The organism is Geodermatophilus sp. SYSU D00691 (assembly GCF_054050275.1).
The window spans coordinates 16,512-35,700 of sequence record NZ_JBJGYZ010000022.1; the positions used below are offsets into that span (position 1 = coordinate 16,512).

The following is a 19,189-nucleotide window of genomic DNA, read 5'->3' on the forward strand; positions in this document are numbered from 1 at the left end:
GTCTGCAACGACGCCCCCGTGACGCGCGTCTGTCGATTGCTCGACGACGCCCCGTGGTCGTGTGACAGGAGAAATAGACGTCGAGCTAGGCGGGAACAGTACCGACCACGAGCTCACGTCGCAGACCCAGGAGTCGGTCCTCCCCCCGATGGGGGTGGTTGGCTCGAGGAGCCGGGATTACGGTCGGCACTGTGCAGGCCTCTGTAGCCAGGACGTCGACCGTAGGTGCGACGGCTGTCGTCGCCGCGGCAGCCGGTGCGGGCATCATCGCAGCCCCGTCGTTGACGGTCGGCTTGGGTGCGCTACTGACGGTAATTGGCGTCCTCACATGGCGCCCGATGCTGAGCGTCCACGCTGCCCTGTGGCTTGCCGTCACAACCTTCCCCTCCACCATTCCGTATGCTGTGCAGGTCGGGCCAACCACTGTCTACACATACGAGCCCTTCCTCTACGTAGCGACTGCCTATGTTCTGTGGAAGTACTCGCCGGGATTGTCGGCTCTCCGTCGAGTTGGCGTGCTGATTCTTGTCGTGGTCACTGCCGCCACGTACGGCTTCTTCCGTGGCCACCCCGTAATCGAGATCATCGGTGACTCACGAGGTCTCATCACCGTTTGTGCAGCAATGCTCGTGGCTGCAGCCCTGATGCGGGCGGGCGCCATGCCCGAACTTCTAACGAGCATCAAGTGGTCTCTCTGGGTCTCGGCTGTCTTCACGGCTCTCGGTTCTTCGACTGGACTACCGCTCAACGGGCGCGCCGAGTCTGCAGCGCTGTTCATCAGCGGCGCCCAAGAAGCCACCGCAGCGGTTCGCCTGCTAACGGCGGCTACCCATTTCGCCCTTGCAGTCCTCTGCGCCTGCCTCGCAGTCATGCTGACGCGGCGGGCATCAATCGCTGCGGTCGCCCCGTACTTGGTTCCCGCCCTACTGATCACTTTCCTTGGATTCTCCCGTAATGCAATCTTAGCCCTTGCGGTAGCAGTTGTCGTGGCGCTAGTGATCGAGCGTTCCAGTGTCACAATGGCAGGATTGGGGCGCGCGGCACTGTCGGCCGTAGTCTTCGCGGGAGTTATTGGGGTACTCGGTGCGGCTCACGTGCCGGGTGCCGATTGGGCCTCCCTGCAGGCCCGCGCCTACTACGACCGAGTGGTGATCGGCGGTTTGGACGACGAGGTACGCCGCCTCGATTCGTCGGCGTTGTCCCGAGAGGCGGAGGAGTTCTACGCTCGCGAAGCTATCGCCGAGTCGCCCATTGTCGGGCACGGCATGGGCTACGCCTACCGTTCGGGCTATGGCGCCGCCGATTCGTTCACGGCAACGAAGGGCCGGTATTATATCCACAACTTTTATCTGTGGGTCTGGGTGAAGGCAGGTGCTCTCGGGCTGCTGGCATGGCTGTATGTGACAATCCCCTTATTGCTGCGCCAAGCCGTGCACCCCACAGCCCAAGGAACTGCGCTAGCTGCGGCCGCTGCAGGGCTTTTGGCCGTCTGCTTCGTGGCGCCACTTCCCAATGGACCCGACTCCTCAGGGGCCATGACGATCGGCATTGTCTTTGGAGCACTGGCGACGCTGCAGGCCTACCCGAGAGAAGAGACTTTTCGACCGGCTTCGGTGGGAGGAAGGCTCTCGACGCCTGAACATTAAGGGTCGACGTTCCGCCTCGGCTTGCGCACCGCCTGTTGCTGCACACAACCCGGTTGTGGCGCAGTTGAACAGGTCAAAGCGTGGTGCTCAATGGCTCGCGCGGGACATGCGTGCTTTAAGCCGGTCCCGTCATCCGTCAGTCCGATTCCGACGAGCCTCCCCCAACAATGGTGGAACGGCCTGCCAAGACTCGAGAGCGCGGCGGGACGTCGCGCGTGACCGTAGCGTTCGCGCCCACGACGGTGCCGCGACCCAGTCGCAACGGTTGCCCCTCACGTGCGATGACGACCGAGCCCACCCCCAGGACGACACCGTCCTCGATCGTCACGTTGACGCCGTCGCCGATGCGCCAGGTGCCGGCAGCGACCGTGACGTTGTGACTGATGCGAACACCTCTGCCGATGACGGTGTTGGGGTGTATCACGGTCCCCAGCCCCTTATGCCATAGGACGATATCGCGAGGCACCACGCATTCATAAGGCAGGACAGCCTTGTATAGAACAAAGTTGACCGCCTTGAGCAATTTGGCCAAGGGGGTAAATCCGTGTCGATGCAGGATTGTTGACCAGTACCACAGAGCCTCAGGCTTCATGCTGTCTCACCATGCCCTTTCTCGCTCTGCGATTGCTCGGGGTGCACAAACGGCATATCCGCGGCTATATGTCACGATCCCAGCGCGGTCGGGTTACTGAAGCTGGATAAGCTCGGTCTATTCGAGCAAGGAAGACTTCTTCTGCAAACGGTAGCCCGCCCCACCGCAAGGGCGCGGTTCCCAGCGGATGCCCGTCTCGAAGCACACGTACGTCGCACGGTTCTGCGGGGCCGGGCAGACGATAACGACCCGTGTTTATGTCCACGTACGCCGGAGCGTCCCGCGCTATCTGATCTGCGCGATGCAGTACCACCTTGAGCCGATCCAGTGATCGCAGGCGCCGCCCGACACCCACCCAGTAGCGCAGGACCGTTGCCCGCTGAAGGACTCGGAGCCAAGTTGACTCGTGTCGGGCCTGTTCCAGGGTTCGAAGTGCCGTGTACGCCGCGAGGGTAACCATGGACTCGGCGCGCCCGAGAAAGGCCATCTCGAGAAGCTTCCGCCGCGATCCGTCGACGTGCCGATAGAGATCCAAGGGCAGGGATCCGATGGCGCCCGGATGGTCTTCAGCCAACTCAGCGTCACCCGCGCCCTCGCGAACGAGGTCCTGGAGATAAGCACGCAGGTCCGTGTCGAAACGATGCCCTACCGCGGCGCCATTGCAGTACGCGAGTTCAACCCCACTTGAAAGCAGGCGGAGGCCGAAATCGAAGTCTTCCCGCCTAGCCATAGCTCGAAAGCCGTTCAGTTGCCCAAACAAGTTTCGACTGATTGAGAGATTCGCCGTCGCCATGTCGGTGAATCGGAGCTCGCTGCTGCTCTCGATATGAGTCGTCTGGCGACGCCACCACCGAACGATCTCTCGCTCCATGAAAGTGCCAGTGCCCGGGGGCTCGGCCATGATGGTCCCGATGAGGGCACGGCGCTGGCCGTCGGCATGCCCGCTCAGGTGCAGAGCCACCAAGTTGAGGGTCTTGGGGGCGACGTCATCGTCGAGGAAGAGCAAGACCTTCCCGGCCGCGCGGGCGGCTCCGGCGTTGCGGGTAGTTCCGGCGCCGTTCCCGTGATGTGGGTCAGTACTGGGTGAGGCGAGCCGCACGAGCGCCGGCCGACGCGCCACCTCCAGGCCCTCCAGGGCCGAACCGGTTCCATCAATATCGCCGTCGAGCGCGACGATGATCTCGAAGTTCACCCCTTCTTGATGCTGCAGCGCCTCGACGAGGCCGCAGACCGCTTGCCGACGGGCTCGGGTGGGAATGACGATGCTTACGTCGGGATCTGTCATAGAAGTCGCCACTGGCGCGGCGGATCCATCACCCCGCGGGCTCGGCGGCCAGAGACCTGGAAATGGTAGGCACCACTGTGCACGTCGTGGGCATGGCTGAAGTCGGCGCCGTAGACTCCCACCTCGACCCAATAGGTCCCGGGCGCGAGGTCCACACGCTGAATGGCGAGTTGCACCGTGTGCTTGCCATCGAGCGGGCCGATGAACAGGCGGTCATAGAGCGAAGCCACGTCGAAGCAGAGGACGCCGTCGTCGGTGAAGACGCTGATGCCTACGACGGCCTCCGGCACCGGCTCGTGGGCCACCAAGTCGAGTTCGAGCGCGAGGGGCTCACCGCGCTGCAGTAGAGCTCCTTCGAGCCCTTGGACCGAGCCGACCCGCACCCCGGTGATCTCGACGAGGCGGTCTCCCTGCCGTTCGAGCCCAGACTCGTCGACCGATATCGCACCGCTTGCTGCTCGCAGGGACCGGCGGTACTCGGTCGTCACGTCTTGAGGCGCCCCCTCGGCCGCCACCACGCCGTCCGACAGCCACACAGCTCGCGTGCACATGGCCTCCACCTGTTCGAGTTCATGGGACGTGAGCACGACAGTCACGGACTCCTGCTGGTGCAGCTCGGTGAGCCGGTCGAGGCACTTCTGCCGGAACCGCAGGTCCCCTACTGCCAGCACCTCGTCGATGAGCAGGACCCTGGGATCCACACTGATCGAGACAGCGAAAGCGAGCCTTAGGCGCATCCCGTCACTGAAGGTCCGCAGAGGCTGGTCCATCACCTCTTCGAGCTCGGCGAAGGCGGCGATCTCCGCAAGGCGTTCTCGGGCTTGCCGCCGCGTGAGGCCGGCGAGGATGGCCGCGGTCAGCGCGTTCTCTTCGGCCGAGAGGATCGGCTGGAAGCTCTCGCCCAACGTCAACAGTCCGCTGATCCGACTATGCAGCACGATCGATCCACGAGTCGGAGCTGTGAGTCCGGACAACAGGCGCAGGAGTGTGGACTTGCCTGCCCCGTTGACCCCGATGATGCCGAGCGCCTCCCCTTCCCACACAGTGAGCGAGACGTCCCGTAAGGCCCAGTGGGGCGAACGCGATCGCAGCTCGCCCAGGCTGCGAAGTGACCCCCCGCCCCCGCCGGAGGAGCGCCGATAGCACTTGCCGACGTGACGCACCTCGATGACCGCACGACCGGATGCGCTCACAGTTCGTCCACGAACGTTCGGCTGGCGCGCCGGTATATGACTGCGCCGACGAGAAGCGCCAGCGCGCCCACGAGATAGGTCACGAGCAATTGTCCGAACGGCGGCACGACTCCGTCGACCAGGACGTCCCGCTGGACCTCAAGTAGAGCGGCCACCGGGTTGAGGTCGACCACCCATTGGAACTTCTCCGGGACCTGCTCGGGCAGGTAGAAGACCGGCGTGACATAGAACCCCAGCAGGGTCGCGATGCCGACCACGAGTCGCACATCGCGGAGGTATACGTTCGCCGCACACAGCGCATACCCGAGCCCCAACGTGAGGAGGAACATCGGGATCAGCACGATCGGGAGGAGCAACCACGTCACAGGGATGCTTCCTACCGAGATCAGCAGGATCACCGCGAGCACAGGCAGGGCGGCAAGGTAGTCCGTAGCGTCGGTGAGGACGCTGATGACAGGGACGAGCATGCGAGAGATCCCAGGACGCATCAGGAGGTCTCGGCGCTCGATCGCACTCGATGTTGCGGACACCACTCCAGCGCTGAACCACGTCCACCCGATGAGACCCGCGAAGAGGAACACCGCGTAGTTGGGGACGTCGAGCGGCAGAACGGCGGTGAAGACGAAGGCTAGTACGAGGAAGCGTGCCAGCGGCTGCGCCACCGACCACAGCCAACCGAGCAGCGAGCGGCGGTAGCGAAGATGGACCTCCCGTAGCACGAGGTGGGTGACCACATCGACGGAGTGCCGCATCGAGGACGCGTTAGTGCGCACGCGAGCCACCGAGCACAGAACGGTTCTCTGCCAGCGCCCGGGTCTCCCCGTAGGCAGCTGCCACCCCGAGGCTGCCGCTGATCTCACAGATGATCTCCAGGAAGCGGGCCCCCTCTCGGCGGCGGACCGACCCCAGCAGGGATCGCACGTGCCGCTGCCGCCGCCACCGGGTGCGCTCGCGCACCGCCGCGGTGCTCAGGACTCCCCCCGACTGTTCGTACTTGCGCAGCAGGGCGGCGTAGGCGAAGCCGTTGTCCCGGTACTGCCGGACGAGGCTGGGAAGGTCGCGCCGGTGAACGTGGCGGACGACTGCATCGGGTGCATACATCGCTGCGCCGCCGCCGGCCAACAGCCGCACGAAGATGTCGAGGTCCTCGCCCCCCCGGGTGACCGTGCCGGAGCCCAGATGGGGATCGAAGCCGCCGATCTCCTCTAGTGCGACTGTCCGGAACGCCATGTTGGCGCCCACTCCGACGAGCCAGCCCTGAAGCCCCACTGTGTCGGCCGAAAACAGCCGCGCGTCAAACCCCTTTCCCATCCCGCCGTTGCCTTCGAAGAGGCGCTGTGCAGGGGTCATCAGCTCAGCAGCCGCCACGAGGCCGGTCACGCAACCGACGCTTGCGGTGACAAAGCCCTGACTCAGCGCAGCGATCCACCGACGATGCGGCCGCGCGTCGTCGTCGGTGAAGGCAACGATCGGAGTTCGGACGGCTCGCCACCCGGCGTTGCGTGCATGACTCAGCCCCGGCCGCGGCTCGACGACACGGCGGGCTCCCCATCGCTCCGCCAAGTCGGCCGTCCGCTGCGTCCGCGGCGCGTTGTCCACGACGACAACTTCGGCAGGCGCCGGGTCGAGCGCATGCACCGCCTCCAAGCAGCCGGCGAGCAAGTCTGGGCGCTCGCGGGTGCAGACCACGACTGTGATATGACGGGGTTCAGCGCTGTCGGGCGGGGGCTCGGCTCGAAGGCTTTCCAGAGCCGTCACCCGGGTCTGCAGCCGCCCGGTGAACTCCCTTCTCAGGTCCTCCCAGCGGTGGACTCCTGGAGCAAGGGTCGCTTGTCCGAGCACGTGGTCTCCCCACCAGAGCAAACCGTGCACCGGACGGTCGTCGGGTAGGTCCGGGGGCGTTGACTCGCGCAGATCGAGGTCCGCGACGAACGGAAGATTCACCGGCGCACCTCGTGCAGGAGTGAGGCCAGACGCTCAAGGGGCACGCCCGTACGGATCCGGCGAGCAAGTTCCTCATCCGACCAGGGAAAGCCGCCCCATCGGTTCGGCACTCGAGCCAGGTCCCGGCCGTCCCAGGTGAGGTTGAGGACCACGGCTTCGGGATCCGGTGTCCCCCACCGTGGACGCCGAAGTTCGAAGGGCTGTCCCTTCACAATCCGCGACGGCGACCATGCCGGTGCGGCGGCGAGCGTCTGCAAGAAAGCGGCCTCACTGCCCGCTGACCGGGCGATTCCCGTCCAATAGGCGATGGTGATCGCGGTGCCGAGCCTCCGGTGGAATCTCGTGCGGGCACCGAGACTGTTGAGTCCGACGAGCAGTGGCCGCAGACACTCGATCGCCCGCTCGCCGACGTCAGGAGCCAGGAACAAGGCCGTCACTAGCGACCTGCGTCGGACGTCCATGTCAAGCCAGCTCCACAGAGGTAGCAGGTGCGCCACTTCCGGGTGGTCCTGGGCGAAACGCAGATCGCCGGCACCCTCGTCTAAACGGTCATGCAGCAAGCCCTGCAAGCTCACGTCGATCGGGTGCACCACTCTGGCCTCAGGAGCCGAGACGAGATGCACGCCGGCACGCAGCAAGCGGTACCCGAGCTCCCAGTCCTCTCGGCGCGGTAGTTCACGAAAACCGCCCACCTCCTGCAAGACAGCGCGGCTGATGGAGACGTTGCCCGTACCGAGGTCGGTGAAGGCCAGCGGACCGCCCGACGACAGCCGGCCAACATGGTCGATCCACCAATTGCGCACGCCGAGGAGGAAGGGCGACTCGACCGAGACCTCCCCTGGCAAGCACGGCCCCACCACGGCCGCTCCAGCGCTGACTCGCCCATGGGCGGCGGCGTGCTCGGCCACGAGGTCGGGCGTGGCCGGCGCCACGTCGTCGTCGAGGAACAGGACAACAGCACCGGTCAGCTGCTGCAGACCCGTGTTTCGCGCAGCCGCGGCCCCCCGATTGGTCGGGTGGACCTTCAACCTGATGTCGGTCTTTGCGCTGACGGCGCGAACAGCGGCCGCAGTGCCGTCCACATCGCCGTCCACCACAACGACGATCTCGGCGGCCGGCACCTGCTGCGCGTCCAGCGCTCGAACGAGGCGGATGACGCTGTCCCGACGGTTACGGGTAGGGATGACGACCGAAACAGGGGGTCCGGAGATCGGTTCAGTCCGAGCAGAGCCTTGACGCACGCTCGGCGCCGGGACTGACGCTGACAGGCCGGCTCGTGGCACGAGCAACGTGCCGCGGTGGCGAACGATCCTGCGGGCTTCGACATAGGCGTGCGGTGTCTGCGCTGCGCCGATGACTTCGGCCCATGCGAGGTGCAGGGGTGGTGCCCCGTCGCGATGTAGCGCCGCCCGGGCCAGGCGCCGACCTACCCAGCCAACCGACCAGCTGCCCAGTGCGCGCAGGGCCAACGGATCGCGGTCGTGTAGCAACGCATAGAGCAGATACGAGTAGGTGCCGATCGAGTAGCCCGTTACCGTGCGCAGAAGTTCGTCACCACCAGGACGATGCCAGTGCAGCGACAACGCGCGGGGCTCGAAGACTCCTCGGTACCCCGCGCGGATCACCCGATAGAGGCCGTACGTGTCCCCGCCGCCGCGGGTCGGCATCCCGCCGTCAAGGACTTCCGGGAAGCCGCCGAAGTCGAGCATCAGGTCTCGCCGCAGGGCCATCGAGGCCCCGGCCCCGAGAGAACCGGCCCCAGTGGGGGCTTGAAGCGACCCATCCATGACTCGCCGGTGGTGGCCTCGACCGAACCCGAAGTGCTCCTCGAACACCCGTTGCTCCTCGGTGTCGAGCACCGCCGGCAGGACGAGTCCCGTGGCGGCGCCGACCAAAGGGTCGTCGAAGCAGCGCAGCAGCATGTGGGCCCATGTGGGCTGCACGTAGACGTCATCGTCGGCGAAGAGGACGACCTCTCCTGTCGCCTCCAGCAGACCGCGATTGCGAGCGCGATCGAGGCCTGGCTCCGGCTCGTGAACCCATCGGAACCCGTAGCTCTCGACGAGCCCGCGCGTTGCGTCATCTCCGTTCCCGTTGTCGACGATCAAGACGTCGAGGGGGTCACCGGGTACTAGGGCGGCGAGCGAGATTAGGCAGCGTGCGAGGGCGTCGCGACGGTTGCGAGTGCACACGACGACCGTGCCTGTGGGCCGCCGAGTGGGGCGTTCCCGCGGTGCGCTGACCAACTCGTCCACCTGCCGATCGGTCAACGCACCGCTGAAACTACGGATCATCTCGGTGAGGAGCGATCTTGCGGGATAAGGGTCGAGCGGTGCGGGAACTACGACGCTACCGAGGGGCCCCCCGCGCCACAGCGCTGTCACGTGCAGGAAGGGCGCTCCGCCCGTGGCCACGTCCTGGAGGGGCTCGGAGAGTTCCACGACGACCGGGCGTCGGGCCCGCGCGTCCCTGAACCGACTCCCCGTCACCGCTTCCCTCCGCTTGCGGCACGCTGCCGCCAGAAGTACGTCCAGTCCGTGAGATAGCTGTCGTCGTGGATCAGGTAGTCCACCGTGATGTCAGGGACGAACTGAACCCGCATTTTCCTGCTGCACCGCCAGACGAACTCCCAGTCCTCCTTGACGGTGTCCTTCTTGCTGCGCGGAGTACGGTTGAAATGGACGCCATCACCGCGCCGGACGACGAGCGAGTTGCTGTCCGTATAGGACGTCCGCCGCAGGGTCTGACGATTGAAGGGAACCGCCAGCACATCGACGTCGGACCCGTCAGCCCGATGCCGACGCATGCCCGTGTAGACGAGGTCCGCGCCACCTTCGAGAGCCTCGACCGCCTTCTCGAGATGATGCGGGCGCCAACGATTGTCGTCGTTGAGCAATGAGATGTAGCGAGACCTCGTCAGCCGGATTCCGATGTTGTTCACCACACTCAGTACGCCGGTGTTCCGACGGAGGCGAACCACCCGGAGGCGGGGATCTTCCGGTAGCCCCAAAACTTGACCGCCGCCGTCGTCGACGACCATGACGACGAAGTCCCGGTAGGTCTGCGCGAGAGCCGAGACCACTGCCTGCCGCAGCAGGGCCGGACGTCGAAACGTCGGGACGACGATCGCAACCGTCGCGGTAGGGAGGGGAGTTACCTCTCGCCGCAATCGACGCACCTCCAAGTGCTCCCACAGCGTCCAAAAGGCGGCGAGGTGAAGGCGGCGGGCGCGCAGCGCAAGGTCGCGCAACGGGAGGACGTTGAGATAGCGAGAGGCCAACGCGCGGTACCACGGCTTCTTGGCCGGCGCGGAGGGGGCATCGGTCGGCCCCTGCGGCTCAGCGGACATCGGTCACGAACGTACCGCCCGACAGGTATGCGTTCAGCGTCGACCCGAGGGCTCGGAGCCGTCGCGCCGGGCGGCAGGTCTCCATCGCGACCCATGTTCTCGGCATGCAAGGTCCTCCCCCGCGAAGGTCCAAGAAAGGTAGCCAATCATCACCGTGACCGCCCGAGGAAGCTCGTGCAACACCTTGCGCTGGTGAGTACCTCGAGGAGGTCAGACTCGTCGGTCACCATCCGCCCCCAGGCGGCGGATGAAGGAGGGCACGCCCTCACCGCCTATGACCTCTACACGTGGAAGCGAAAGTGCAGGGTCCTTCAGTGAACTGAGAGCTGACCTCGTAGTCACTCCGTGTAGGAACCCGGACGCTGCGTGCAGGTGGGTGACAACGCTGTTGAAGCGTCCGTAGGGATAGGCTACTGCGGTAACCGGGACCTGAAGGCGATTCTCCAGTTCAACACGCGAGCGGGCAGCCTCACGCGCGACATCGCCCGAAGCGAGTGCAGACAGCGGGCGGTGAGTGTGGCCGTGGGCACCCATCGTTACCTGCTCATCACGAAGGTCGCGCAACGCCTCCCAGCCCAGAAGCGGCACTTCTTCGCCGTAAGCGGCGTCCCATGCGTTTGTCTTTCCGACGTGGGCGGTCGGCACGAACAACGTTGCCGAAAACCCGTATTTACGCAAAAGGGGCCACGCTTCCTCAGCGAAGTCGACGTACGCGTCATCGAACGTGATGATCACGCGGCGGCCCGGAAGGGCGCGGTTCAGTCGCCTTGCCTCTGCCCATTCGTCGAAAGTGGCGCTACGGAAGCCGGCTGCAGCCAGATACCCGAGCTGTTCGTCGAAATCTTGAGGGGAAACCCGGTACCGGCTGAGCGCTTTCGACCCCGTCTGCGCCACGCGGTGGTACATCAACACCGGCAACCGCTCGGTGACGATGCTGGTGTCGTGCGTGGTACTCCCCTGCTTCTCATCCCAGCGAACGTGCCGCTCCACGTCAGGTTCCAGCACTGCGGTCAGGGGGCGTTGCTCCACATCGACGCGACGATGCGCGAGCAGTCGCTGCAGGCGTCGCACCCCGTCGACCCGCCTGAAGACCTGGACGGAGTACAAGGGCGTCCGAAGCTCGCGAACACGCTCTAGACCGTCGGTACGGCTTAGAACCGATCCGATGAAGTCTGCCCCGAAGGGAACCTCCCAGTCGAAAGCCGGCCCTGGCCCACCATCGGCCACAACTCTGCCGTGTGCGGTCACTAAGTGACCGCCGGGTCTGAGGGCGCTGGCCAAGCGCTGGGCAACGACAGGAAAACCCTTCCGGTCGGCCGTGAAGTAGAGCATCTCACTGCACACCACCAGGTCGTACTGGCCAGGCAACTCGTCACTGCCGACGTCCAGCTGCAGGTACTCGACGTTGGGATGCGCATGACAGCGTTCCTTGGCCTCATCGAGGGCGACCGAGGATATGTCTGCTGCTACGAGCCGGGTCACACGAGGCGCCAGCAACGTGGTGAAGTGCCCGGCGGCACAGCCCAGTTCGATTGCGTCGTCGATAGGACCATTCGGTATCAGCTCGAGGGTTTGCTCGTACTTGGTCCGCTCGTATTCGGTTGTGTACTTCCAGGGGTCCGCGTCCGCGGCGAACAGCGACTCGAAGTCATGACGCGTGAAGTTGCGACCGATCGTCGGAGACTTCGGCGCCGTCAGGGGTTGAGGCTGGGGAGGAAGCGTCCAGAGCACGTCCGGCGCGTAGTGGACCGCGGCCGTTTGGGCGGTCACCCCTATGAGCGGCTGCTTGCTCCTGACGAGACTCGGCTCTAGCAGGTCCGTGCACTCGCGAGGCAAGGTCGCGTGACGACTCGCTGGAGACATCACTCCCCCAGCCGGGTGCCGTCCGAGAACGGCTACCTGCGATCCGATCTCACAGCCTTCCCTGACCGCGTCCCTGAGTCGGGCTCGCAGAGAGCCCCCAAGTCGCTCGAAGAGCAGGCCCTCGCGAACGGCTGCGGTGAGCAGCTCGGTTCCGCACCCGGAGGAGATCGCCGCGCGTAGCTGTTGCGGGCCGAGTCCGCGACGAGCGCGGACAAGCAGCCCCCCGATCGGCCGGCCGCCGACGGACACGGCGACGGGAACGTCGCCTCGGACCTTGGGAAGACGCGGAAGATCGAGCGCCACGTCGACGTGCAACCAGCCGTCCTGCAACTCACCGTGCGGCGCCGGCGCATCGTCGCGACGTCGCAAGTCGTAGAAGTCCGCCTCGCTCCAGTCGGGCCGCCCCCACAATTCGCGCAGGAAGGTGACCCAACCTACGGCATTGTGGTCCTCCCCCTCGGCATAGAGGTGAGAGCCGAAATACCGGCCCAGGATCCACCAGCCGAGTTCGGCAGCCAACGCGTCTGCCAGCACCAGCCCGCGAACGGCTCCACAGACGGCGGGGACGGTGACGACACCAAGGACCTGACCGTCGTCCTGCAACTCTGCTCGGAGTACATCTGCGGCGGATGGCAGGTGCACGTCTCGGATGTCTTCGCCGAGTTGTAGACGGACCGCATGAGTCGTTCCCGCCGTCGCCGGCCGACCAGGCGTCCGGTCGAGGACAACCCCCTCAAGATGGCGCCGCGCCTCGCCGATCAGGCCAACGGCACCGGATTGCATCTCAAGGTCGGCAAGGTACTGGAGCAGCGCAGGTCCGACCTCATCCCAGTATCGCTCAGTACCGTGCACCTCGAGCCCAGCGGTGAGCGCTTCGGCAACGAGTACCGCCTCAAGTCCAGGAGCCCGCACGCCGTCGAGGAATGAGAGCAGACCATTTGCGTCGCGGCCGGCTCCGATGGCCTGCCCGGCAAGCCAGGACGCGATGCCGTAGGCCCTAGTTGGGACCTCTGAAGCGGGTCTCCCCATCCGATGACGCTCTGCAGGATCAGGGACCCGCGGGTCGGGTGCATGCCCCCGACGAAGTACTTCGACAGCATCGATGAGGAACCGAGTCTCGTCGTTGGACGCAGCTCCTACCCGGACGCAGTAGAGCGCCAGCACCTCCGGGACCACTTCCACCCGGTTACCTCGGCGTACGATGCGTTGCCAGAGGTCCCAGTCCTCGCAGGTAACCAACTCCTCGTCGAAGCCACCGACAATCTCGACCGCGTCCCGCTTCACCAGGCAGGCGTGGATGGTCACCGGGCAGCGTTCAGCAAGAATCTCGAACCAGTCACCGGGTGGCGGCGGCAGAACATCCGCAAGGCGGCGCCCGTCGGGCGTCACCCTGGCCCAGCCGCAGGTGATGAGATCGGTCCCCTGCGACGCCTGGGCGGAAAGCCGTGCCAGCGCAGTCGGCTCCAGCACGTCGTCGGCATCCAGGAACAGCAACCACTCGGCTCGTGCTGCGGCGATTCCCGTGTTGCGCGCTGCACTGGCGCCGCGGTGCGGGCCTCGGAGGACCCGGATCCTCGGGTCCTGCAGGGCAAGCCTCTCCGTCTCGTCCGCAGTGGCGTCGGTGGATCCGTCATCGACCACGATCGCCTCCCAGGAGCTCTGGGTCTGGCGTGCGAGGCTCGCCAATGTGCCACCGATCGTGGCCGCCGCCTGCCAGGCTGGGATGATCACTGACACTGCGGGCTTCTCCACCAGGCCAGTATGGGGGGGAGCTCACGTAAGCCGCTCATCTCAGCGGGCAATAGGCAGCCGCCCGTCGCAGTTCGCTAAGGAGTCATGGTGGGACGCCACCGGCGGCCGGAAACGGAGTTCCGCCTACTTTTCGTCTGCACGGGGAACGTCTGCCGTTCACCCTTCGCCGAACTGTTGACCCGTCACGAGCTCGTCCATCGCCTGAGCTCCGCAGAGGCAGCCGCTTTTCACATCCGAAGTGCTGGCACCCAAGCCGCGCCGAGGGCCGACATGCACCCGAGCTCGCGCCGCGAGCTGCGTCCATGGGAACTGGACGGTGAGGCCGAGCAGTTCCTCAGCCGCCGGTTGACACCTGCGCAGGTGGAGGAGAGCGATCTCATCTTGGGCATGAGTCCACACCACCGCTCTGCGATTCTGCAGGAAACGCCGCAAGCACTCGGCATTACCTTCACCCTGCGCGAGTTTGCTCGCCTCTCCGCGCTGGTCGACCTGGAGGGCCTGCCGGAGGAACCGGTTCCGCGAGCTCACGCCCTGGTAGAGGCGGCTCGTTTGCGTCGTGGCCTCGTGCCACCGGTAGACCCGGAAGAGGATTCAGTCCCCGACCCGATCGGTCAACCTCAAGAAGCACACCACCGTGCCGCCGAACTCATCCGCTCGGCTGTTGATGCCCTCCTCAACGCCATTGCGGCTCCGCCGGCACCCGAGAGGCAAATCGCAATCTTATAGCAGTCGACCAGAGGTGCAGAGGAAAGCCACCGTCACGGCTCCAGAGGCACGCCTGTGAGATTGCCGTTATGGTGCGACCGCCGAGCGGCACAGTGAGCCGCACGATGTCCGCGCCACGGGGGTTCTGCGATGTCGTCGAGCGATGTCCTCGACCAGTCGCCGCCTTCTTCAGAGGCGAAGGGGTGGTACCGGTTCGCCGACAACATCGCCGGCGAGGGGACAGCGGCCCGGCGGGCGTGGCGGGCGGATTTTGTGCGCCGCGCGATGGTCTTCGACACCGTGTGCGCCGCTCTCGCCGGGGTCGTCGGCTACTTCTTCTGGTTCTCCTGGTCGCGGCTCGAGCCCGACCAGGACCCCCCGTTCTGGATCGTCGCCGTGCTGCCGTTGATCTGGATGCCCGCGATGGTCGTCGCGCGGACCTACGAGCAGCGGTTCTTGTGGGTCGGGGTCGAGGAATACCGGCGGGTGCTCGCCGCCGCCGTCGTGCTGGTCGCCGCTGTCGGCACCTTCTCCTGGGCCTTTCGCGTCGAGCTGGCACGTGGCTTTGTCGTCGTTGCGCTGCCCTTGACCACGCTGCTCACGCTCCTGCAGCGACTCGTGCATCGACATTGGCTGTGGCGGCAACGCCGCAAGGGGTGCTACCTGCAGAACACCATCCTGGTGGGTCACCGAGCTGCGGTTGCCGCCCTCGACGATCAGCTGCAGCGGTCAAGCCACCAGGGGTACCGGGTCATTGGCTGCTGCCTCCCCGAAGAGCAGCACTGTCCCGAAGTCGACGCCTTCAACGGGCTGCCCATCCTCGGCGAGCTGGACGAGGTCGCCGACGTGGTGACCCGGTTCGAAGTGGACACCGTCGCCGTCCTGCCCAGCCAGGGGCTGGACGGCTCCGCCCTGCGCCGCCTCGGGTGGGAACTCGAGGACACCTCTGCCGAACTCCTCGTCGCCCCCGCCATAACGGACGTCGTAGGGCCACGGGTCCACATCCGTCCCGTCGCCGGCCTCCCGCTCCTCCACCTCGACCGCCCGGAGCTCACGGGCGTCCGCCGGCTCACCAAGGAGATCTTCGACCGCACCACGGCCCTGTTGGGGTTGTTCTTCCTCTCCCCCCTTCTGTTGACGATCGCGGTAGCGGTGAAGACATCCAGCCGAGGGCCGGTGCTCTTTCGTCAAGAGCGCATCGGCCAGTGCGGCGAGACGTTCACCATGCTCAAGTTCCGGAGCATGGTCCCGAACGCCGACCACCTGGTCGAGCGCCTCACCGCCGACCAGGACCGGAAGAACGACGTCCTGTTCAAGATGCGGAACGACCCCCGCGTGACCCGCGTCGGGCGCTTCCTGCGCAGGTACTCACTCGACGAGCTGCCGCAGCTCTTCAACGTGTTGCGCGGCGACATGTCGCTGGTCGGTCCTCGTCCGCCGCTGGCCAGAGAGGTCGCGAAGTACGGCATAGACATGCGCCGCCGGTTCTTGGTCAAGCCTGGGCTGACGGGCCTCTGGCAGGTGAGCGGGCGTTCCGACCTGTCCTGGGACGACTCGGTGCGCGTCGACGTCCGCTACGTCGAGAATTGGTCGTTGGCCTTCGACCTCATGATCCTGTGCAAGACCGTCAAGGCCGTCCTGCGCGGGTCCGGCGCCTACTGATCGGCGGCACCCGCCGCAGGCATCCCCACGACGACCACGGTGACGTTGTCCTGAGCGCCTGGCTCGACGGCTGAGGCGACCAACTGTTCCGCCAGGCGCTGATCGTCCAGCTCGTTCGCCATCAGCTCGGCTATCCGGGCATCGCCCAGTTCGCCGGTCAGGCCGTCGGAGCACATGAGGAAACGCTCCCCAGCCGTCGCCGGCAGGAACTCGAAGTCGGCCCCGCCGCGGTCGCCGAAGCCCAGCGCCTTGGTGATCATGTGCCGCTGCGGGTGCGTGAGCGCCCGCTCCTCGCTGATGGCGCCGGCGTCGACGAGCGCCTGGACCACCGAGTGGTCCTTGCTGACCTGCTGCAGGCCACCGTCCGGCGACCAACGGTAGATGCGCGAGTCCCCCACGTGGAAGGCCAGCCAGCCCACGGATCCGTCCCTCTCGGTCAGTGCCACGCCGGCCACCGTCGTCCCGGGCCGGCTCATCGCGTCGTAGGACTCCCCGAGCGCCATGATGTCCTTGTCCGCCTGCTCGAGCGCGGCGCTGATCGTCTCCACGTCGATGGCCGGCCCGCCCGCCAGCTCGGTCAGGCGGGCGACCGCCCGCGCGCTCGCCTCGCTCCCCGCGGCGTGGCCCCCCATGCCGTCGGCGACGGCGAACACCGGCGGCGCCACCAGGAACCTGTCCTGGTTCTCGGCCCGCTGTCCTGGGTGCGAGGCGGCTCCCCAGCTGAGCTCCGGCAGATCCATCGACGCTCCCGTCCCCAACGTCCTCGACCCACGACCGACGGCTGCCCCCGAGGGCGAGCCCGGGAAGCGTATTCGCTGGTCGCCGCCCATGGCGACGGGAGGGCAGCGCGGCTGTGGAAACTCGCGTCAGTACGGGCCGGCCGACAAGAAGGCGATGAGCACGATCAGGCCCGGGATCACGCCGATGATCCCGCACACGAGGCCGGCGATCGCCAGCCCGGTGCTCGCCCCTGTCCGCTTCCCCTGGTTCATCCCGACGGCGCTGAGGGCGACGCCCGTCCCGGCGAGGAGAAAGCCGAGGAAGGGGATCCAGCAGAGCACCAGGCCGGTCAGGCCGGTGACGAAACCGGCGATGCCCACGCCGTTCTGCGGAGGCGCCGGGGCGTAGACCGGGTAGCCAGGCGCGGGATAGCCCTGCCCGTAGCCATAGGGCATCGGCTGGGGCGGAACGGGGCCCTGCGGGGGGTGGCCCCACGCCGGCTGCGCCCCGTACGGCTGCGCGCCCTCCTGCGGCCGCTGTTCCGGTTCCCCCGGGTTGTACCCGTACTGGCCGCTCGTCACGGCGTCCCTCCGCTCGTTCCGGCGTCGGTGACGCCCCGTGGTCCAAGTGTGAGGCCGGGGAACGGTCGAACGACCGCAGTGACGCGCGCGGCCACCCGAGAGGGGCACGAACGACGACGGGCCGGCGTCCCGACCGCCGGAGCAGTCGGGACGCCGGCCCGTGGTCGTGCCGAGCGGCGGTGCGATCAGTACGTCGAGATCGCCGAGGCGACGGAGAACAGCGCGATCAGCACGAAGATCTGCGGGATGATCGCGATGATCCCGCAGACGAGACCGGCGATGGAGAGGCCGGTGGGGGCGCCCTTCTTCTTGCCCTGCGAGATGCCGACCGCGCTGAGGGCGATGCCGGTCAGGCCCAGCAGGAGGCCGACCCACGGCACCCAGCACAGGACCAGGCCGACGAGGCCGGTGACGAAGCCGGCGACGCCGATGCCGTTCGACGGCGCCTGCACGGGCACCGGGGCGTAGCCGTACGGCTGCGGAGCCGGCTGGGCGTAGCCCTGCGGGACGGCCGGGGTCTGCGAGTAGGTGGGGTCGTACTGCTCGGTGGACATGAGATCCCCGTTCGGGTTCGGACGTCGGCTCGTCCGACGTTCCGGAGCAGAGTCGTGACAGACGTCGCGCCTGCCAAGCAGGCGCCCCGCGCATGTCCGCTGGACAGCCCGCCTGGACACACCTGTCCCGCCCGGCGCAGCCGGTGTCCCCTCCGCGGGGTACCTCCTTGACGTTGCAGGCCAACCCGACAGTGCTCGATCCTCCTGCACAGCGCGGTCGAGAAGAACACCGCTCCTCGTCGACGGGCCTCCAGCAGCGGGGCACCGGCGTCCCCGTCCCTCCTGCCGTAAGGCCCGCGGACCGACCGTGCCCCCGTCGCCCCGCGAGCCGACCCCTTCCTCCCCGTCGCCCACCGGTGTCCCGGCCGTCCCGCTCGCCACGGCGGCTCCCCCACCTCCCGCCCCGGCATCCCTAGCGTCGGACCGGACCGGTGGAGGGAGCGGGACGTGGCCACGATCGACGTCGTCGGACGGCACCGGGCCGCCCGGACGGCGGACGGCGCCCGGCGCGCCTGGCTGGCCCCGCTCCTCGCGCTCCTCGCCTTCGGGCTGCTGCCCGTGCTCGGGCACTCGCTCAGCTGGCTGAGCACCGCCTCGGTCGAGACCCCGGCGGGCAGTGCGCCGACCGAGCCGGCCCGCCCGTCGTCCGCGCCACGCGCCACCCCCACTGCCGGCCCCGCGGCCGGGGTGCCGACCGCTCCGCCCACGTCCACGGCCTCCCCGACGCCCGCCTCTCCGTCCCGCGCCGCCTCGGCCGCCGGCAGCAGGACGACCGGCGCACCGGCCGCGCCCGCGCCGTCCGCACCTGACGCCGTCGCTCCCGCACCGGTCGAGGTCGATCCGTCCAGCGACTACACCGGCACTCCTCATGACCCGGTCGATGCCCCCACCGGCGAGACGCCGACCGAGCCGGAGGCGGTGCCCGAGCAGCCGCCGGCCGATCCGCCGCCGCCGGTCGAGGAGCCCCTCCCCGAGGACCCGTCGTCCTGCACGGATTGCCCGCCGGCGCCCTGACGCGCGCGGCCCTCGGCAGACGCGTGTGACTGTTGAGCCGAACTGCCGGTGAGTCGCGTCACCCGTGCGAGCGACTGCTCCGGAGTGATGGCACGCTCACGTTGTGCGATCGACGGTGCGTCAGGAGTCCCGGCTCGGCCTGGCGGCCTCGTCCTGCAGCCTGTGCGGCCACCACGGTCAGGTCATCACGGTGTCCCGCCGCATGCGCAAGGGCCTGGACCTGCTGAACCCCAAGTGGGAGGCCGCTCCCCGCGCCTACGAGCTATGCCCGGCCTGCGGCGCCCGCCGCGAACTGGAGGACCGACTCCTCGCCGCCTGACCCTGGCGAA

Annotated in this window: 16 protein-coding genes; 5 read left to right on the forward strand and 11 right to left on the reverse strand. The window is 67.1% G+C overall.

Annotated elements, in window-relative coordinates; genetic code table 11:
• Nucleotides 1–191 precede the first annotated feature (191 nt).
• Complete coding sequence (locus ACI797_RS16475; protein ID WP_456859811.1) at nucleotides 192–1,646, forward strand: O-antigen ligase family protein; 1,455 nt, start codon at nucleotides 192–194, stop codon at nucleotides 1,644–1,646.
• Nucleotides 1,647–1,782: 136 nt separating this feature from the next.
• On the opposite strand, the gene ACI797_RS16480 is transcribed toward ACI797_RS16475, so the two are convergent.
• From ACI797_RS16480 to ACI797_RS16515, 8 genes are all read right to left on the reverse strand, one after another.
• Entirely contained in the window at nucleotides 1,783–2,238 is a 456-nt protein-coding gene (locus tag ACI797_RS16480; RefSeq protein ID WP_456859812.1) for a hypothetical protein, read from the reverse strand.
• A gap of 64 nt (nucleotides 2,239–2,302) precedes the next feature.
• Nucleotides 2,303–3,523, reverse strand: a complete 1,221-nt coding sequence (locus ACI797_RS16485) for a glycosyltransferase (RefSeq protein ID WP_456859813.1) — start codon at nucleotides 3,521–3,523, stop codon at nucleotides 2,303–2,305.
• Nucleotides 3,520–4,716: an ABC transporter ATP-binding protein gene (locus tag ACI797_RS16490; RefSeq protein WP_456859814.1), complete on the reverse strand. Its 1,197-nt coding sequence runs from the start codon at nucleotides 4,714–4,716 to the stop codon at nucleotides 3,520–3,522. The genes ACI797_RS16485 and ACI797_RS16490 overlap by 4 nt, the downstream gene beginning before the upstream one ends.
• Nucleotides 4,713–5,468: an ABC transporter permease gene (locus tag ACI797_RS16495; RefSeq protein ID WP_456859815.1), complete on the reverse strand. Its 756-nt coding sequence runs from the start codon at nucleotides 5,466–5,468 to the stop codon at nucleotides 4,713–4,715. Before ACI797_RS16495 ends, ACI797_RS16490 begins: the two co-directional genes overlap by 4 nt.
• Nucleotides 5,469–5,478: 10 nt before the next feature.
• Nucleotides 5,479–6,660: a glycosyltransferase gene (locus tag ACI797_RS16500; protein WP_456859816.1), complete on the reverse strand. Its 1,182-nt coding sequence runs from the start codon at nucleotides 6,658–6,660 to the stop codon at nucleotides 5,479–5,481.
• Nucleotides 6,657–8,954 carry a glycosyltransferase gene (locus ACI797_RS16505; RefSeq protein ID WP_456859889.1) on the reverse strand — a complete coding sequence of 766 codons (2,298 nt, stop codon included), beginning with the start codon at nucleotides 8,952–8,954 and terminating at the stop codon, nucleotides 6,657–6,659. Before ACI797_RS16505 ends, ACI797_RS16500 begins: the two co-directional genes overlap by 4 nt.
• A gap of 191 nt (nucleotides 8,955–9,145) precedes the next feature.
• On the reverse strand, nucleotides 9,146–10,009 hold the full coding sequence (locus ACI797_RS16510) for a glycosyltransferase family 2 protein (RefSeq protein WP_456859817.1): 864 nt from the start codon (nucleotides 10,007–10,009) through the stop codon (nucleotides 9,146–9,148).
• Nucleotides 10,010–10,219: 210 nt separating this feature from the next.
• Nucleotides 10,220–13,624, reverse strand: coding sequence for a glycosyltransferase (locus ACI797_RS16515; RefSeq protein WP_456859818.1), 3,405 nt, complete (start codon nucleotides 13,622–13,624; stop codon nucleotides 10,220–10,222).
• Between the two features lie 84 nt (nucleotides 13,625–13,708).
• Here ACI797_RS16515 and ACI797_RS16520 point away from each other — a divergent pair, with 84 nt between their 5' ends.
• Together ACI797_RS16520 and ACI797_RS16525 are read left to right on the forward strand one after the other, a co-directional pair.
• Complete coding sequence (locus tag ACI797_RS16520; protein ID WP_456859819.1) at nucleotides 13,709–14,350, forward strand: arsenate reductase/protein-tyrosine-phosphatase family protein; 642 nt, start codon at nucleotides 13,709–13,711, stop codon at nucleotides 14,348–14,350.
• Between the two features lie 129 nt (nucleotides 14,351–14,479).
• A complete protein-coding gene (locus ACI797_RS16525; RefSeq protein WP_456859820.1) occupies nucleotides 14,480–15,991 on the forward strand; it encodes a sugar transferase in 1,512 nt (503 codons plus the stop codon).
• On the opposite strand, the gene ACI797_RS16530 is transcribed toward ACI797_RS16525, so the two are convergent.
• The 3 genes from ACI797_RS16530 to ACI797_RS16540 form a co-directional block, all read right to left on the reverse strand.
• A complete protein-coding gene (locus tag ACI797_RS16530) occupies nucleotides 15,985–16,731 on the reverse strand; it encodes a PP2C family protein-serine/threonine phosphatase (RefSeq protein ID WP_456859821.1) in 747 nt (248 codons plus the stop codon). The genes ACI797_RS16525 and ACI797_RS16530 overlap by 7 nt on opposite strands.
• A 126-nt stretch (nucleotides 16,732–16,857) precedes the next feature.
• Nucleotides 16,858–17,292 carry a DUF4190 domain-containing protein gene (locus ACI797_RS16535; RefSeq protein WP_456859822.1) on the reverse strand — a complete coding sequence of 145 codons (435 nt, stop codon included), beginning with the start codon at nucleotides 17,290–17,292 and terminating at the stop codon, nucleotides 16,858–16,860.
• A 185-nt stretch (nucleotides 17,293–17,477) separates the two neighbouring features.
• A complete protein-coding gene (locus ACI797_RS16540; RefSeq protein ID WP_456859823.1) occupies nucleotides 17,478–17,846 on the reverse strand; it encodes a hypothetical protein in 369 nt (122 codons plus the stop codon).
• Between the two features lie 447 nt (nucleotides 17,847–18,293).
• Here ACI797_RS16540 and ACI797_RS16545 point away from each other — a divergent pair, with 447 nt between their 5' ends.
• Both ACI797_RS16545 and ACI797_RS16550 read left to right on the forward strand, forming a co-directional pair.
• Nucleotides 18,294–18,860 (forward strand): hypothetical protein, encoded by a 567-nt coding sequence (locus tag ACI797_RS16545; protein WP_456859824.1) that lies wholly within the window; start codon nucleotides 18,294–18,296, stop codon nucleotides 18,858–18,860.
• Nucleotides 18,861–18,963: 103 nt separating this feature from the next.
• Nucleotides 18,964–19,179, forward strand: coding sequence for a hypothetical protein (locus ACI797_RS16550; RefSeq protein WP_456859825.1), 216 nt, complete (start codon nucleotides 18,964–18,966; stop codon nucleotides 19,177–19,179).
• Nucleotides 19,180–19,189: the final 10 nt, after the last annotated feature.